This is a genomic window from Saccharothrix sp. HUAS TT1, assembly GCF_040744945.1.
In the GTDB taxonomy this organism is placed as follows: Bacteria; Actinomycetota; Actinomycetes; order Mycobacteriales; family Pseudonocardiaceae; genus Actinosynnema.
The window spans coordinates 4,697,140-4,713,616 of record NZ_CP160453.1 but is presented as its reverse complement, the minus strand read 5'-3'; the positions used below and the strand labels follow the sequence as shown (position 1 = coordinate 4,713,616).

The following is a 16,477-nucleotide window of genomic DNA, read 5'->3' as shown; positions in this document are numbered from 1 at the left end:
GGTTCCCCTTTCAGGCGGCCAGCAGGCACGCGAAGAGCGTCCTGGCCTGCACGTTGACGTAGTGGCTGTGCTGGAGGAGGTCGGCGAGCTGGTGCACGGTCAGCCAGTGGAACCCCGGCGGCGCCTGGGCGGGCGCCGAGTCGTCCTCCACGACGAGGTAGCGGGTGCGGGCGTGCAGGAACCGGCCGCCCTCCTCGGACAGCACGGTGTCGAAGCGGACCTTCGCCGGGTCCGGCGCGAGCACCAGGTCGAGGAAGCGCGGCCGGTGCTCGGCGGGCAGGTGGGCGTAGTTCTCGGGGGTGGCCTGGACGGTCGGCGCGAGTTCCACCGTGTCCAGGTAGCCGGGCTCGACGTGGGCGTTGACCAGCACGTGCAGCACGCCGTGGAACTCGCGCACGAGCAGCGCCGCGACACCGGTGCCGACCGGTTCGAGCAGCGGCTGCTGCCAGGACGACACCTCGCGGCTGTTGGCCACCACGTCGACCGCGACGACCTTGAAGTAGCGGCCGTCCACGTGGGCGATCTCGTAGTCGGTGCGCTTCCAGTCCGCCACCGTGCACAGCGGGATGCGGCGGGCGTGCAGCTCGTGCCCGGCGTGCATGCCGGTGATCCAGCTCAGCACCTCGGTCGTCGTGTGCAGACCGCCCTCGTCGGCGCTGCGCGACCGCTGGAGCGCCGCGGCGAACGGGGTGGCCGCGCCGTCGTCGTGCTCTCCGCCGCCGTACGGGATGCACGACAGGACGGTGCGCGCGTCCATGCTGACCAGGTCGTCCTCGCGCAGCAGCGCCAGCAGCTGGCCGAGGGTGAGCCAGCAGAAGTCCTCGCCCGCCTCGACGTCGTCGCCGACCTCCACGACCATGTTGCGGTTGCGCTTGCGGTAGAACCAGGCGCCCTGCTCGGACTGGAGCACGTCGGCCAGCACGTGGGACGGCTCGGCGTCGCGGAACAGCGACAGGTACGGCACCTGCGCGCCGCCGTGCACCCGCGTGTAGTTGCTGCGGGTGGCCTGCACGGTCGGCGAGAGCTGGATGCCGTTGACGTTGCCCGGCTCGCACTTGGCCTGCACCAGGCAGTGCAGCAGGCCGTCGATCTCGCGCACGGCGATGCCGAGGATGCCGATCTCCGGCTGGTTGATGATGGGCTGCGCCCACTCGCGGACCGGGCCGGAGTCGGTGGTGACGTGGATGCCCTCCACGGTGAAGAACCGGCCGCTGACGTGCCCGAGGTTGCCGGTCTCGTGGGCGAAGCCCCACCGGTCCATCGACGTCAGCGGCACGCGCCGCACCTGCTGGGACTGCGCGCGCCTGCGGTCGGCGAGCCACGCGCGGAAGCCGGCGTCGTCGAGGACCCCGCCGTCGCGCGCCCGCAGCGATCGCTCCACCCACGACGACCGGCTCGGGTCGGATCGGCGCAGCTGACCGAGTTCGGCGACTGGGTGCACGGTTCCTCCTCGGTGGGCGTGCCCCTCAGGATTCCTGTTCCGGCACTAGGGAAATCCCGAGATCGGTGCTCCTACGCTGGTGGACGTCGTCGAAGTCGTGGGAGGCGTCCGGCCGTGGCACACATCGCTTTCTTCTCCATCCCGGCGCACGGCCACATGAGACCGCCGCTGGCCGTGGCCGCCGAACTGGTCCGCCGCGGGCACCGGGTGAGCTTCGCGGCCACCTCCGGTTTCGCCGACGCCGTCCGGGCCGCCGGCGCGGCGGTCGTGCCGTACGAGACGCAGATGGCCGAGTGGCTGGGCCCCGGCCAGGCGGCCAACGTCGACCAGGACGCCGAAGCGCTGGCCTGGTCCACCGTGCTGTTCTTCATCGAGAGCGCCCACCTCACCGCTCGCGCGGAGGAGGCTTTCGCCGGCGACCGGCCGGACCTCGTGGTGCACGACATGTCGCTGGCGCCGCTCGGCCGCGCGCTGGAGCACGCGTGGGGCTGCCCGGCCGTGCAGTCGACGCCGTCGATGGCCTCGAACCGCTACTACTCCCAGCTCGACGCGCTGCTCAAGGCCGGTGGGGTGCGGCGCGGACACCCGGCGCTGGTGGAGCGCCGCAAGCTCGCCGCCGCGTTCACCGCCGAGCGGGGCCTGCCCGACACCCCCGAGGCGGTGCTGGGCTGGGCGGCGAGGCGCGCCCTGGTCTACGCGCCGCGGGTGTTCCAGATCGCGGCGGACACGTTCGACGAGCACACCGCGTTCGTGGGGGCCTGCCTGGGCGACGACGACCTGGCGGGCCGCTGGGCGCCGCCGGACGACCGGCCCGTGGTGCTGGTGTCCATGGGCACCACCGTCAACGGCGACCCGGGCTTCTTCCGCGAGTGCGCCGCCTCGTTCGCCGACTCGCCGTGGCACGTCGTGCTCGCGCTCGGCGGCGGCGTCGCCCCGGAATCGCTGGGCGAACTGCCGTCCACTGTGGAAGCGCACGCGTGGGTGCCGCAGCTGGCGGTGCTGGAGCACGCGTCGGCCTTCGTCACCGCGGGCGGCCTGAACAGCCTGGTGATGGCGATGCTGACCGGGGTGCCGGTGGTCGCCGTGCCGCACATGTCCGAGGCCCTGCTGCTGGCCCGCCGCGCCGCCGCGCTCGGCATGGGCACCGTGCTCGGCGACGGCGAGGCCACCGGTCCCCGGCTGCGCTCCGCCGTGGCCGCGCTGCTGTCGGACGAGGCCGCGGCCGCCGCGATCCCCGCCCTGCGCGACCACGCCCGAAAGGCGGGTGGCACGCGGGCGGCGGCCGACGCCCTGGAGGCCCACCTGCCCGCCACCGTCCGGAGTGGAGCCTGATGGAGATCGTCGGCCGCGGTTTCGTGGCGCGCAACCTGTCCGGCATCGCCCACCGCCACCCGCACGCCCTGGTGCTGGCCGCGGGCGTGTCGAGCACCAGCGTCCTGTCCCGCGAGATGTTCTCCCGCGAGGCGGACCTGGTCCTCGACGCCCTCGACCGCTGCCGCCGCGAAGGTCTCACGCTGGTGTTCTTCTCCAGCGCCTCGCACGCCATGTACGGCAGCACGGCCCGGCCCGCGCTGGAGGACGTGCCCACCGCCACGGACTCGCCCTACGGCGACCACAAGCGGCGGATGGAGGCGATGGTGCGGGCGTCCGGCGTGCCGTGGCTGGTCCTGCGGATGAGCCACGCCATCGGCTGTTGGCAGCGGGAGCACCAGCTGCTGCCCAACTTCGTCAAGCAGATCGGCGCCGGGGCGGTCCGGCTCTACGAGGGCACCTACCGCGACCTCGTGGACGTGCTGGACGTCGTGCGCGCGGTGGACTCCCTGCTCGACCTCGGGGTGCGCGACGAGGTGGTCAACGTCGCCTCGGGCGAACCCTGGCCGGTGGCCGCCCTGGCGCGCGCGATGGCCGACCGGATGGGCGTCTCACCGGTCTACGAGCTCGTGCACGCCCCGCCGGTGCGCACGCTCGTGTCGGTGGACAAGCTGTGCCGCCTGGTCCCCGCCCTCGGCCGGGTGCGCGGGCCGGGGTACGTGGAGGGCATGCTCGACCGCTACATCGGCCACTACTGGCCCGCCGCCGCTCCCGCCTGACCCCGCGCGGGCTGCCCGCCCCCGACTTGCAGCGCCCGGAGCAGCGGTCGGATCACACCCCGTAGCGGCCGTCGGTGAAGCCGTCCGTCGAGCCGTCGACCGGCGGCGTGGCGACCTCGGCCCAGACGGTCTTGCCATCGGGGTCGCGGACGGTCCCCCAGCTCTCCGAGAGCGCGGCGATCAGCAGCACCCCCCGACCGCGGCTGTCGGCGATGCGCGAGCGACCGGGCACCGGGAGGCTGGTCGAGCTGTCCTGGACCTCGACGCGCACGCGGCCGGCCGGGGTGCGCCGCAGCCGCAGCCGCTTCGGCCGGTCGCCGTGGTCGTAGGCGTTGCCGACCATCTCGTTGACCACCAGCAGCAGGTCGTCGAGGGTTTCGCCGGTCACCTCGGGCAGGGTCCGCGCCGCCCAGCGGCGCACCGACGCCATCGCGGGCCGGTCGCGGAGGTCCAGCTCGTCGCCGCCGGCGTCGCCGGGATGTCCGTCCGGGTCATTGCTCACGTCGGTGTCACGCCCCACTTCCGCGACGACTGCAGGTGCCGAAGTCCGCCGTGCCGGTCAGCGCGCTCGCGCAGCCGCTCCTGTTCGCGGAAGGACCAGCATGCCGCACACCCGACGTGTCGGGAAAATCGGACATGCGCCCCGGTCCGGTGCCTCCGGGCCGAGTACCGCTCGAGTGAGCGGCTACTGTCTCCGATTGGAACAGGTCGGAGGGAGTTTCGGGTGGTCGGGGAAGACGAGGGTCGGCTCGCCGCCGTGCTGCGCGCACGGCAGGACGACGTCGTGGAGTCGTGGGTCCGGGTCGTCGCCGGTTCGCTGCGCGGGAGGGTGACCGCGGCCGAGCTGGAGCGGGAGTTCCGGGAGCTGTACGTCGCGCTGCTGCCGCTGGTCGGCTCGGACGGGGGCGACGTGGCCGGCGGGCGGTTCGACGAGGTCCGGTCGTTGCTCGTCGACATGTCCCGGGCACGGGCCCGCGGCGGGTACACGCCGTCGGAGACCGCGTCGAGCGTGTTCGCGCTCAAGCGCGTCGTCTTCGAGCTGACCCAGGACGACGACGACCGGGAGCTGTTCCGGCAGGTCGTCGACTTCACCTCGCTGCTGGACGCGCTGGGGCTGGTCACGTTCGAGACCTTCGCCGCCGCCCGCGAGGAGATCATCTCCGAGCAGGCCGAGCAGCTGCTCGAACTCACCACCCCCGTGGTGAAGCTGTGGGAGGGCGTGCTGGCGGTGCCGCTGGTCGGCACGCTGGACTCCGACCGCACCCAGGTCGTGATGGAGAAGCTGCTGCAGAGCCTGGTCGACACCGGCGCCGAGCACGCGATCATCGACATCACCGGCGTGCTCGCGGTGGACACCCAGGTGGCCCAGCACCTGCTCAAGACCGCGTTCGCGGCCCGCCTGATGGGCGCCGAGTGCACCATCTCCGGCATCCGCCCGCAGATCGCGCAGACCATCGTCGCGCTGGGCATCGAGTTCGGCGACATCACCACGAAGGCGTCCCTGGCCGACGCCCTGCGGCACGCCCTGCGCCGGGAGGGCGTGGAAGTCGTCGCCGCGGGCAAGGTCCGCTGATGGAGCGGGTCCCGATCCTGGAGATCGGCGGTGTGCTGCTGGTCTCCATCCAGATCGACCTCCAGGACCAGACGGTGCTGGCCCTCCAGGAGGACCTGGCGGAGCGGATCTCGGACACCGGCGCGCACGGCGTCGTGATCGACATCTCCGGGGTGGAGATCGTCGACTCCTTCATCGGCCGGATGTTCGCCACGATCGCCTCGTTGTCCCGGCTGTTCGACGCGACGACGGTCGTGGTCGGGATGCGCCCGGCGGTGGCGATCACGCTGGTGGAGCTCGGACTGACGCTGGGCGACGTGCGCACGGCGCTGAACCTGGAACGCGGCCTGAAGATCCTCGGCGAGCAGCGCCGAGGCGCCCGGTGACCGCCGCCGACGGCGAACCGGAGGAGTTGCCCATCAGGGGCGACGACGACGTCGTGCGGGTGCGCCAGCTCGTCCGCGGTTACGCGCAGCGCGTGCGGCTGTCGCTGGTCAACCAGACGAAGCTGGTCACGGCGGCGAGCGAGCTGGCGCGCAACACCCTCGTCTACGGGGGCGGCGGCGTGGCCAGGATCGAGGTCGTCACCGACGGCCGCAAGCAGGGCGTCCGGGTCGTCTTCCACGACGACGGTCCGGGCATCCCCGACCTCACGCTGGCCCTCGCGGACGGCTGGAGCAGCGGCAGCGGCCTCGGGCTCGGGCTGAGCGGGTCGCGGCGGCTGGTCGACCAGTTCGACCTGGACACCGAGGTCGGCCGCGGCACGACGGTGACGGTCGTCAAGTGGCGGGGGTGACCGCCCCCGTCCCGGTCGCGGAGGACGTGGCGTGGCTGCGGGTGGACGACGCCGCGCACGTCGGCCGCGCGCGCCGGGTAGCGACCGGCCTGGCCGAGCGGTTGGCGTTCGACGAGCCGCGGGTCGCCGAGATCGGGCTGGCGGTCACCGAGATCGTCACCAACCTGCACAAGCACGCCGGCGAGGGCCACCTGCTGGTGCGGGCGCTGCGGGCGGACGACCTGGCGGCGGTCGAGGTGGTCGCCGTCGACGGCGGTCCCGGCATCCACGACACGGGCCGCGCGATGCTCGACGGCGAGTCCACGACGGGCACGCTGGGCATCGGGTTGGGCGTGGTCGCCCGCAACGCCGACCACTTCGACGTGTTCTCCCGGCGTGGCCGGGGCACCGTGCTGTCCGCGCTGTTCCACCCGCGGCGGCGCGGGGCGCCCGCGTTCCCCGCCGACCCCGCCGTCGCGGGCATGACGCGGCCGTTCACCGGCGAGGAGGTGTGCGGCGACGCCTACGCCGTGCGCCGGACCGCCGACGGGCGGCTGTGGGTGATGATGTGCGACGGCTCCGGGCACGGGTCGCTGGCGGCGACGGCGTCGCGCGCGGCGGTCCGGGTGTTCGCCGAGGACGAGCCGACCGCGCCCGAGGCGGTGGTGGCCAAGCTGCACTCCGCGCTGCGCGGCACGCGTGGCGGCGCGGTGGCGGTGGCGGTGCTCGACCCGGTGCGCGGCGCCGTCCGCTTCGCCGGGCTGGGCAACATCGCGGGCGCCGTGCTGACCGACGGCCGGAAGCGCACCATGGTGTCCGTGCCGGGCATCGCGGGTTTCCAGGCGCGGACGATCCACGCGTTCGACCACGAGCTGCCGCCGGGGGCGCGGGTCGTGCTGCACTCCGACGGCCTCACCGAGCGCTGGTCGGTCGAGGACGTCGCCGGCATCGCCTCGCCGCTGCTGCTGGCGGCGTCGTTGATGCGGGACGCGGGTGTGCGCCGGGACGACGCGAGCGTGCTCGTGGTGGAGCCGTGATGGCGCACGACGAGCAGCTGCTCCGGTTCACCGTCGCCCGCGAGTCGGACGTGTTCCTGCTGCGCCAGTGCGGGCGCGAGGCGGCGATGACCGTCGGCCTGGACCCGCAGGACCAGATCCGGGTGGCGACCGCGCTCAGCGACGTCGGCCGGGAGCTGCTGGCGGCCCGGCCGTCCACCCGGCTGGTGTTCGGGCTGCGGCACGAGCCGGCGCCCGCGCTGGTCATCGCCATCGACGCGGGCGCGGGCGCCGGTCCGGGCTGGGACACCGCCCGCCGGTTGCTGGACGAGGTCGCCGAGGTGGACGGGCGGGTCGAGCTGGTGAAGGCGCTGCCGCACCGCTCCCGGCCGAGCCCGACGGAGCTGGCCCACCTGCGCGGCATGCTGTCGCTGCCCGAGGCGGACGTGCTGGAGCAGCTGCGCGCGCAGAACCAGGACCTGATGGAGACCCTGGAGTCGCTGGAGGCCAAGCGCCGGGAGTTGCTGCAGCTCAACGAGGAGCTGGAGAACACCAACCAGGGCGTCATGGCGCTGCACAAGGAGCTGACCGACGAGCTGGAGCAGACCAACCGGGGCGTCGTCGCGTTCTACACCGAGCTGGAGGAGAAGTCGAACCAGCTGCGCGAGGCCGCCGAGGCGCGCACCCGCTTCTGGTCCAACATCAGCCACGAGCTGCGCTCGCCGGTGAACTCGGTGATCGGCCTCTCCCGACTGCTGACCGCGCCGGGCGGCGACCCGCTCACCGACGAGCAGCGCCGCCAGATCGAACTCGTCCACGCGGCCGGTTCCACGCTGCTCGCGCTGGTCAACGAGCTGCTGGACACCGCGAAGGCCGAGTCGGGCAGCCTGAAGCCGAAGTTCGCGCCGGTCGACCTGCCGCTGGTGCTGGCGCAGCTGCAGGGCGCGTCCCGGCCGATGATCCGCACCGACGAGGTCGAGCTGGTCCTCGACCCGCCGCCGGCGGGCGTGACGCTGGTGTCCGACGAGGTGATGCTGCAGCGGGTGCTGCGCAACCTGCTGTCCAACGCGCTGAAGTTCACCGAGCGCGGCAGCGTGCGGTTGGGCGTGCGGACCGAGGACGACGGCGAGGCGATCCTGTTCACCGTCGCCGACACCGGCATCGGCATCGCGCCGCAGGAGCAGTACCGCATCTTCGAGGAGTTCTACCAGGTGCCCGGGCGGCTGCAGGTCGGCGTCGCGGGCACCGGTCTCGGCCTGCCCTACGCGCGGCGGCTGGCCCGCCTGCTGGGCGGTGACATCACGCTGCGCAGCACCCTCGACGAGGGCACGGAGGTGGCGCTGCGGCTGCCCCGGTCGGAGACGGACGTCCTCACCACCGGCACGACGCTGGTCGTGGAGTCCGACGAGGTCGTGCGGGCGCGGGTGGTGATCTCGCTGGACGGGGTGGCGGACACCGTGCTCCAGGTGAAGGACGGCCGGGAGGCGTTGGAGCGGCTGCGCGCGGAACCGCCGGACGTCGTGGTGCTGGCGGCGGACGTGCCGCGGGTCAGCGGCACGGAGATCCTGTCGTTCCTGCGGGACGACGACGCGTTGCGGGCGGTGCCGGTGGTCGTCGTGGCGGGTGACGCGGACCCGGACCTGGAGCGCGTGGTGACGGGCCTGTCGGCGGTGCTGCTCAGCGCGACCCTGATCACCCCCTCGACCCTGCGGCGGGCGCTGCGGGACGCGGCGAGGTTGGTCCGGACCGAGGGGGCGCGATGACCCTGTACAGCGCGCACGTCCTCGTCGTGGACGACATCGAGGCCAGCCGCTACGTGCGGGCGAGCTGGTTGCGCCGCGGCGGGCACCGGGTGACCGAGGCCGTGACCGGCGGTGAGGCGCTGGAACTGCTGGCGACCCAGGACTTCGACATCGTGGTGCTGGACGTCGACCTGCCCGACATCAACGGCTTCGACGTGGCCGAGCGCATCAAGGGCGACCCGCGCACGGCGGCGATCCCGGTGGTGCACGTCTCGGCGGCGTTCCGCGAGGCGGAGGACCGCATCACCGGTCTGAACCGGGGGGCGGACGCCTACCTCACCGAGCCGGTCGACGCCGGCGAGCTGATGGCCACCGTCGAGGCGGCGCTGCGCTACTACCGCGCCCGCACGCTGGCCGAGCGGCTGGCGGACCGGCTGGCGAAGCTCACCGCGGGGACCATGGCCATCAACGCGGCCACGAAGTTCGACGCGCTCGCGACCGAGGCGGCGCGGGCCGCGGCGACCGTCCTGGCCAGCCCGGCCACGGCCATCGGCCCGGTCGCCGACGGCAACGGCCGGTGGGTGGCCCACGCCACCGTCGACGGCGAGGTGTCGCTGAGCCGGGAGGCCGACTTCGACGAGCCGCCCACCGGGCTGTCGACCGTCGCGCGCCCGCCGTGGCGCCCCGACGCGCCGTCGGTGGTCGTCGTGGCCAGGGGCGCCCCGACGCGCGCGGCCGTGCTGCTGGCCGTCGACCCGGACGCCGTCGCCACCGAGGAGGACCGCAACCTGCTGGTGCAGCTCGCGCAGGCCACCGCGCTGGCCGCCGAGGGGCTGCGGGCGTACGTCGAGGAGCACAAGCTCGCGCTCGTGCTCCAGCGGAGCCTGCTGCCGCGCGAGATCCCGGTCGTGCCGTCGCTGCCGATGACCGCCCGCTACCTGCCGGCGTCCGCGCACGCCGAGATCGGCGGCGACTTCTACGAGGTCACCCGCCTCGGTGACCGGCTGCTCATCGCCATCGGCGACGTGTGCGGGCACTCGATCGGCGCGGCGACGATCATGGGCGAGGTCCGGCACGCGCTGCGCGCCTACGCCGTGGAGGAGGACGACCCGGCGGAGATCCTGCGCAAGCTGGACGTGATGCTGTCGCACTTCCACTCGGTCAAGGGCCTGACCACGATGTGCCTGATGCTGGTCGACCCGGAGGACGGGTCGACCGTGGTGGCCAACGCGGGCCACGTCCCGCCCCTGCTCGCCCACCGCACGGGCACCGACTACCTGGACATCCGGGGACCGCTGCTCGGCGTCGGGCTGTCCCGCCCGCCGTCGACCCACCTCGTCCTGCCGCCGGGCACGCTGGTGCTGCTGACCACCGACGGCCTGGTGGAGCACTCGGGCGCGGACCTGGACGAGGGGATGGAAAGCCTGCGCGCCGCGGTCCGACCGGACGTCGACATGGACGTCCTCTGCGACGACCTGCTGGACCGCTTCGGCCGTGACAAGAAGGACGACATCGCCCTCTTCGCCTTCCGCCGACCGGAGTCCTGAGGACAAGACCGAGGACCGCCTGGTCCGCGCGTGGAAGCGGCGCGGTGCCGCCGCGGACGGCAGCCGCGGCCCGAACGCCCGCGAGGCGTCGTGCGGCCGCTGTTCCGCGACGACGGCAGGATCACGCCCGGCCCGCCTGCGTCAAGCACGGCCGGCCGGGGTCCCTGCCACTCCCCGTCAGGGTGACAGGGGGACCTCGGTCAGCCCAGCGTCGTCGCGCTCCGCGACACCAGCGGTGACCTGCGAGTACCGTTCGGGTGCCATAGTTCGCACGCGCCCGTCCCCGATGACGCCCTGTGGCACAGTGGCCTGCTGAGTGCCCCAGGGACGCGCGGGAGGACACCATGCTGGAGCTGGTCGACCGGGTGCGCGCCGTGGTCCCCCTGCTCCGCTCCAACGCCGAGCGCTGCGCGACCGAGCGCCGCGTCCCCCGCGAGAACCTGGACGCGCTGCGCGGAACGGGCCTCTTCCGCGCCGCACTCCCCCGTCGCCTGGGCGGCCTGGAGTGCGACGTCCGCACGAAGCTCGCCGCCCTCACCGAGGTCGCCAAGGGCTGCGGCTCGACGGCCTGGGTCTCGACCATCTACCTGGACTCGGTCTTCCTGTTCGCCCGGTTCCCCGAGGACGTGCAGGACGAGGTCTTCGCCGACCCCGACGCGTTCCACTGCGCCACGCTGGCCGTGCCCGGCCGGGCGGCGCCGGTCGACGGCGGCTACTCGGTGACCGGCCGCTGGCCCTTCACCAGCGGTTGCCTCGACGCCGCGTACGCGCTGCAACCGGCCGTCGTCGACGGTGGCGGACCGGCCCACTTCATCATCCCCGTGCGCGACCTGACCATCGAGGACGACTGGTACGTCAGCGGCCTGGAGGGCACCGGCAGCAACACCGTGTCCGGCCGCGACGTCTTCGTGCCGCACCGGCACGTGGTCCCGCTGGACCGGCTGCTCGGCCAGGAGGAGCGCGACGGGGCGTCCGCCTACCTGCGCCAGTCGCCGCTCCCCTACCTGCTCACCAGTGCCGTCGCGTCGTTCCTCGGGATGGCGGAGGCCGCGTACGGGCTGTACCTGGAACGGCTGCCCCACCGCGGCCCGATCGCCTACACCGGCCACGCCCGCCAGCGCGACGCCGCGACCACGCACCACCAGGTCGCCGAAGCCCGCCTGAAGATCGACTCCGCCCGCCTGCTCGCCGAGCAGGCGGCGGCCCTGCTCGACGAGCGGGTCGCCGCCGGTGCGCCGTCCGACGCCGAGGACCGGGCCAGGGTCTGGGGCCAGGTCGCCTACGCGGGCAAGCTCTGCGTCGAGGCCGTCGAAGCGCTGCGCCTGGGCTCCGGCGCCTCGGGCATCACCACCCGGCTGCCCGTCCAGCGGGTCGCGCGGGACATCCAGGCCCTGGCGACCCACGCGATCATGGTCCCCTCCACCGGGGTCGAGCACTACGGCCGCGCGTTGTGCGGTGTCGAACCGAGCACACCGCTGCTGCACTGACCGACGCGCCGGCGGTCAGATGCCCACGACCAGGGCGCCCAGGAGCGTCAACTGGGAGATCCCGGTGGTCGCGCAGCTGATCGGGTCGGGGTTGAGCGCGGTGAGCTGCATCTTCGCCGGTTCGGTGGCGAACGTCCCGGTGGTGATCGACCCCAGCAGCACGATGACGATGTTCGCGCCCACCCGGCTGGAGGTCCTGTTGTAGGAGTACTCGCTCGGCGCGGCGGACGGGTCGGTCCAGGTGAAGACCCGCGTCCCGCTGCCCTGGTAGAAGAGCTCGGTGCAGCTGTAGTCCACCAGCGTGGCGGTCTCGGTGTAGGAGCCGGTGGCGACGGGGCCGCCGAGGCAGTTGAACAACTGGCCCCGCACGGTGACCGAGACCGTCTGCGGCGTGTTGGTCACCGGCCGGCTGAACGACACCACCTCGTTGACCAGGCACGTCTGCCCGGCGGCCGACGGGGCCGCCGACGCCGTGCCGGACAGCGCCGCGGCTGCCACCAGGCAGGCGACGGCGACGCGCGCGACGGCTTTGATCCCGTTCATCCAGGAACCCCCTCGGGTGCCGGACCGGCGGCGGCCGGTGGGGCCGCGACCGGACCTCGATTGACGACACAGCTCACATCGCCGCACTTCGCCGGGGCGTTACCGGTCGATCACTCTCCGTGGGAACCTGGGCGCCACGCTCGCCGGGTCGCGTGGCGACCGGCTCACACCGAACCGCTGGTCGCGACGCCGTCCTCCTATGCTGACCGCATGATCTTCTACTCCGCCGCCGAGAGCCGAACCCTGCGCACGGCCGTGTTCGGCGTGATGGTGCTGGTGTCCCACGCCGACCCCGGCCCCGTCATCGAGGAGCGCTACGCCGGCCTCCGGGCGCTGACGAACCTCTCGGCGGACCTGCGCCACGCCCTCCACGCCGCCCGCGTGGACCTGTCGCCGCTCTCGGACTCCGAGCTGGAGGACGAGGTGCTCGAAGCCCTCCGGGCGTCCGTGAAGATCCTCGACGCCAAGTCGCCCGCCGAGGCCGCCTCCTTCCCGGACGCCGTGGAGGCGATCTGCCACGAGGTGGCCGCCGCCGACGGTCAGGTGGCCGACGTGGAGGACGCCGTGATCAGGAAGGTGCGGGCCGCGCTGGGCCGTTGAGCCCCGGTCGGCGGGCCCCGGCGGTCAGCGCCCGACCACGGTGCAGGACGCGGTCGCGGACTTGGTGGGGTCGCTCTCCGAGGTGGCGGTCAGGGTCACCCTCGTCACCAGCGGACCGCCGTCCCGCCTCGCGTGCACCGGCACCTGGACCTGGCGGCCGAATCCGGCGGTGGCCAGCGCGTTGGGCACCGAGACCGTCCAACCGGGACCCGCCGCGGCCGAGACGCGGTACACGTCGCCGCCGAGGTACCGGCTGACGTCCTCCGGGTGCTGCCCGGCGGGCGCGGCGGCGCGTCCGGTGTTGACCAGCGGGAACCGGCAGGTCGCCACGCCGTCCGCGCCGGTCCGGCCCGCCGTCGGCAGCACCCGCGCGCCCCGCCGCTGCGGTCCCGCGCCGTCGAGCGAGCGGACGGCGACGGTGTAGGACAGCACGCCCCGGTCGTCGCGCTCGACGTCCAGCACGTAGAAGTGCAGGCGGTTGGCCTGGTCGACGTGCTCGTACTCGCTGCCCGAGCCGGCGCCGGCGTGGAACAGGGCGTCGGACAGCTGCCGGTAGTCCCCGACCGTGACGGGCACCTCCCGGCCGTCCGGCAGGACGTAGTCGGTCATGCCGATGTCCTGCGGGTTCGCGTCGACCACCCAGGCGAACGGCGCGCGGTCCTCGTTCTTGGTCTTCGCGAGCAGCACGCCCGCGTCGGGCGTGAACGAGTCCGCGCCCATCCGGTCCACGACCTCGACCGTGTAGTTCTGGTAGCCGCCGCCGTCGCAGAGCGGGTCGGCGCGGACGTCGCAGGCGGGCGCGAGGTCGCCCGTGCCGAGCGCGACGTTGACGCCGGAGAGCCCGTCCGGCCCCGGCTGCACGGTCCGCGCGGTCACCTTCGCGATCACCGCGCCGGAGTCGGCGAGCGCCTCGCGGGACAGCCGCAGCACGTTGCGCTCGTCCACCATGCCGAGCTTGATCTTGTTGCGCAGCACGTGCTGGGCGCCCATCGACCCGCCGGCGGTCGCCGGGATGACCCAGCGCGAGTGCGGCCCGCCGGGGCCGTTGAAGGAGCCCCGGGACAGCATGTCCCAGATGCCGGTGTAGGCGCGGCGCGGCGGGTTGCCGTACGGGTTGTTGTAGTTGTCGCCGATGCCGAGCAGGTGGCTCAGCTCGTGCGCGTACACGCCCTGGCCGGAGCTCTCCGCCTGGGTGGACGACCCGCCGCCCGCGTTGGGCCACAGGCCGGAGCCCGCCGCCCACGACGTCCAGTCGACGTAGCGGGTGGGCGACCAGTTCGGCAGGGCGGGGTCGGGCGGGCCGAACTCGTCGGTGACGTCCTCCCTGGTGGGGAACTTCATCATGCCGAACTCCTGCCAGGTGCCCGACTCGTCCTGGCCGGCCGACAGGAAGTAGACGAAGTCGTAGCCGGCGGGCACCTGGCTCCCGACGTCGGCGACCCACGCGGCGCGGCCGTCGGTGCGCAGGTCGCGGTCGCAGGTGTCGCCCGCCGGGCAGGCGACGCCGCCCTGGAACTCCATCCCGTACTCGTGGTCCTCGCCGGGCACGGTGTACGGGCCGAACCCGGTCAGGTCGACGCCGTAGCGCCCGCCGGAGTCCTCCATCCAGTACTCGTGCACGGTGTGGCCGCGGTTGAGCGCGTTCGGCGTGTTGAGGAAGTCCTGGTAGAACCGGGCGACCCGGTCGCGGGGAACGTCGTGCGCCTCGCTGCTGGGGTTGCCGAACACCGTCGACCGCGGCAGTTGCGTCACGACGAACGGCTGGTTCGGGTAGTCCAGCAGCACCAGCGCGCCCTTGAAGGTGCGGACCGACCCCTTGACCGTCGGGTCGGCCCAGTTGGCGCCCGGGACCGGCCGGTAGTCCCGCTCCCACGTCATGTGGTCCGGGTTGACCCAGTCCTGCGGGTCGATCGGGCCGGGGAACCCGGCTTGCGCCGCCACCCGCGCCGCGTCGCGGGACTGCTGCCACGGCTGCTGCCGCGGCCAGTGGTCCTGCTGCCAGGGGTGCGGTGGCGCGTCCGGTGGGGCGGCGAGCGCGCCGGAGTTGCCCGCGGTCAGCGCCGCGACCGAGAACAGCGCGGCCACCAGGAGCAGGGGGCGCTTGCGACGGGCCCGAGCGCGGTACATGGCACCTCCGACGTGTCGGTGCCCCACGCTAACGGCCGGAAGGGCTCACGCACCCGTTGTCAGTTGACAGCGAGGCGTGATCGGCGGCTCGACGGTCAGTGCACGCCGCTCATCAACCGGCGGATGGGGCGGGACGCCAGGGCCAGCAGCACGCCGAACAGGATGGCCGCCCCGCCGACGGCGGTGAAGTAGCCGGCCTCGTGGTCCGCGCTGTAGTACTTGGCCAGGGAACCGGCGGTGGCGGTGCCGAGGGCGATCGACAGGAAGTTGAGCGCCACCATCTGGGTGTGGAACGCCTTGGGCGCCAGCTTCGTGGACAGCGACAGCCCGACCGGCGACAGCAGCAGCTCGGCGACGCTGAACACCAGCAGGATCACCACCAGCGCGAGCAGCGGCGTGCTGTTGGCCGCGCCGCCCGCGGTGGGCAGGAACAGCAGGAAGGCCACGCCCATCAGCAGCGTGCCGAGGGCGAACTTGACCGGTGACGACGGCTGGCGCGGCCCGAGCCTGGTCCACATCGCCGCGAACACCCCGGCCAGCAGGATGACGAACACCGGGTTGATCGAGTTCGCCCACGACACCGGCATCTCCCAGCCGAAGAACGTGCGGTCGACCCGCTGGTCGAAGTAGATCGCCACCACCGTGAACTGCTGCTGGAACAGCGCGAAGAACACGAAGCTGGCCAGGAACATGGGGATGAAGGCGAACACCCGCCGCCGCTCGACCCGGCTGATCCGCTTGCTGGAGAGGATCACGGCGAAGTAGGCGACCGAGGCCGCGACGATGACGACGATCGTCGCGTTGGCGAGGTTGGCGGGCCTGATCACGCCGGTCAGCACCAGGACCACCACGACCGCGACGACCAGCGCCGCCGCCCCCGCGACCAGGGCGCGGCGGGAGGGCGGCAGCGGGTTCGGCACCGCGTTCACCGCGGGGTCGAACTTGCGCCGGCCGAACCAGTACTGGGTCAGGCCGGCGGCCATGCCGATGGCGGCCAGGCCGAAGCCGTAGTGGAAGCCCAGCTCCTCCTGGGCCAGGCCGGTGAGCAGCGGGCCGACGAACGCGCCGAGGTTGACCCCCAGGTAGAACAGCGAGAACCCGGCGTCCCGGCGCTCGTCGCCCTCGGCGTACAGCGAGCCGACCAGCGCGGTGGCGTTGGCCTTGAGCCCGCCGCTGCCCAGCGCGACCGCCGCCAGCCCCACGCCCACCCCGGCGAACCCCGGGAGCACCGCCAGGGCGATGTGCCCGACCATGATCAGCACCGCGCTGGCGAACAGCACCCGCTCCGACCCGACCAGCCGGTCCGCCACCCACGCGCCGACGATCGTGGACAGGTACACCAGCCCGCCGTACGCGCCGACGATGCTGGTCGCGGTGGCCTCCGACAGCCCGAGGCCGCCCTCGGCGGCGCTGTAGTACAGGTAGATCGTGAGGATGCCCTGCATCCCGTAGAACGAGAACCGCTCCCACATCTCGACGCCGAACAGGTGCGCCAGCGCGCGCGGGTGGCCGAAGAACCCCTTGTCCCGCTCCCGCTGCGCCGCCGTGCTCATCGCCCGCCCCGTCCGTCCATACCGG

General features: G+C 73.3%; 15 protein-coding genes. 10 read left to right on the top strand and 5 right to left on the bottom strand.

Translation table 11 applies throughout. The features are described 5' to 3' along the window. Positions 1-10: 10 nt before the first annotated feature. A complete protein-coding gene (locus tag AB0F89_RS22450) occupies positions 11-1,441 on the bottom strand; it encodes an NDP-hexose 2,3-dehydratase family protein (RefSeq protein ID WP_367127508.1) in 1,431 nt (476 codons plus the stop codon). 114 nt (positions 1,442-1,555) lie between these two features. On the opposite strand from AB0F89_RS22450, the gene AB0F89_RS22445 reads away from it, so the two are divergent. Both AB0F89_RS22445 and AB0F89_RS22440 read left to right on the top strand, forming a co-directional pair. Beyond that, entirely contained in the window at positions 1,556-2,773 is a 1,218-nt protein-coding gene (locus AB0F89_RS22445; protein WP_367127507.1) for a macrolide family glycosyltransferase, read from the top strand. Further along, on the top strand, positions 2,773-3,531 hold the full coding sequence (locus AB0F89_RS22440; protein ID WP_367127506.1) for an NAD-dependent epimerase/dehydratase family protein: 759 nt from the start codon (positions 2,773-2,775) through the stop codon (positions 3,529-3,531). Before AB0F89_RS22445 ends, AB0F89_RS22440 begins: the two co-directional genes overlap by 1 nt. Before the next feature lie 52 nt (positions 3,532-3,583). Here the strand turns inward: AB0F89_RS22440 and AB0F89_RS22435 are convergent, their stop codons facing one another. Continuing rightward, positions 3,584-4,033 carry an ATP-binding protein gene (locus AB0F89_RS22435; protein ID WP_367127505.1) on the bottom strand — a complete coding sequence of 150 codons (450 nt, stop codon included), beginning with the start codon at positions 4,031-4,033 and terminating at the stop codon, positions 3,584-3,586. 222 nt (positions 4,034-4,255) lie between these two features. Between AB0F89_RS22435 and AB0F89_RS22430 the strand changes: the two genes are divergently transcribed. The 7 genes from AB0F89_RS22430 (at position 4,256) to AB0F89_RS22400 (ending at position 11,629) form a co-directional block, all read left to right on the top strand. Continuing rightward, entirely contained in the window at positions 4,256-5,104 is an 849-nt protein-coding gene (locus AB0F89_RS22430; protein ID WP_367127504.1) for an STAS domain-containing protein, read from the top strand. Next, positions 5,104-5,469, top strand: coding sequence for an STAS domain-containing protein (locus tag AB0F89_RS22425; RefSeq protein ID WP_367127503.1), 366 nt, complete (start codon positions 5,104-5,106; stop codon positions 5,467-5,469). The genes AB0F89_RS22430 and AB0F89_RS22425 overlap by 1 nt, the downstream gene beginning before the upstream one ends. Beyond that, positions 5,466-5,879 carry an ATP-binding protein gene (locus tag AB0F89_RS22420; RefSeq protein WP_367127502.1) on the top strand — a complete coding sequence of 138 codons (414 nt, stop codon included), beginning with the start codon at positions 5,466-5,468 and terminating at the stop codon, positions 5,877-5,879. The genes AB0F89_RS22425 and AB0F89_RS22420 overlap by 4 nt, the downstream gene beginning before the upstream one ends. Continuing rightward, a complete protein-coding gene (locus tag AB0F89_RS22415) occupies positions 5,876-6,895 on the top strand; it encodes a SpoIIE family protein phosphatase (RefSeq protein WP_367127501.1) in 1,020 nt (339 codons plus the stop codon). The genes AB0F89_RS22420 and AB0F89_RS22415 overlap by 4 nt, the downstream gene beginning before the upstream one ends. Further along, positions 6,895-8,616 carry an ATP-binding protein gene (locus AB0F89_RS22410; RefSeq protein ID WP_367127500.1) on the top strand — a complete coding sequence of 574 codons (1,722 nt, stop codon included), beginning with the start codon at positions 6,895-6,897 and terminating at the stop codon, positions 8,614-8,616. The genes AB0F89_RS22415 and AB0F89_RS22410 overlap by 1 nt, the downstream gene beginning before the upstream one ends. Further along, a complete protein-coding gene (locus AB0F89_RS22405; RefSeq protein WP_367127499.1) occupies positions 8,613-10,142 on the top strand; it encodes a SpoIIE family protein phosphatase in 1,530 nt (509 codons plus the stop codon). Before AB0F89_RS22410 ends, AB0F89_RS22405 begins: the two co-directional genes overlap by 4 nt. Positions 10,143-10,486: 344 nt before the next feature. Next, complete coding sequence (locus AB0F89_RS22400) at positions 10,487-11,629, top strand: acyl-CoA dehydrogenase family protein (protein WP_367127498.1); 1,143 nt, start codon at positions 10,487-10,489, stop codon at positions 11,627-11,629. A gap of 15 nt (positions 11,630-11,644) precedes the next feature. On the opposite strand, the gene AB0F89_RS22395 is transcribed toward AB0F89_RS22400, so the two are convergent. After that, complete coding sequence (locus AB0F89_RS22395) at positions 11,645-12,172, bottom strand: hypothetical protein (protein ID WP_367127497.1); 528 nt, start codon at positions 12,170-12,172, stop codon at positions 11,645-11,647. 210 nt (positions 12,173-12,382) lie between these two features. On the opposite strand from AB0F89_RS22395, the gene AB0F89_RS22390 reads away from it, so the two are divergent. After that, positions 12,383-12,772: a hypothetical protein gene (locus tag AB0F89_RS22390; protein WP_367127496.1), complete on the top strand. Its 390-nt coding sequence runs from the start codon at positions 12,383-12,385 to the stop codon at positions 12,770-12,772. A 24-nt stretch (positions 12,773-12,796) separates the two neighbouring features. On the opposite strand, the gene AB0F89_RS22385 is transcribed toward AB0F89_RS22390, so the two are convergent. Together AB0F89_RS22385 and AB0F89_RS22380 are read right to left on the bottom strand one after the other, a co-directional pair. Continuing rightward, positions 12,797-14,899, bottom strand: a complete 2,103-nt coding sequence (locus tag AB0F89_RS22385) for a M6 family metalloprotease domain-containing protein (protein ID WP_367127495.1) — start codon at positions 14,897-14,899, stop codon at positions 12,797-12,799. A 95-nt stretch (positions 14,900-14,994) separates the two neighbouring features. Further along, positions 14,995-16,452: a peptide MFS transporter gene (locus tag AB0F89_RS22380; RefSeq protein ID WP_367127494.1), complete on the bottom strand. Its 1,458-nt coding sequence runs from the start codon at positions 16,450-16,452 to the stop codon at positions 14,995-14,997. Between the last annotated feature and the right edge of the window lie 25 nt (positions 16,453-16,477).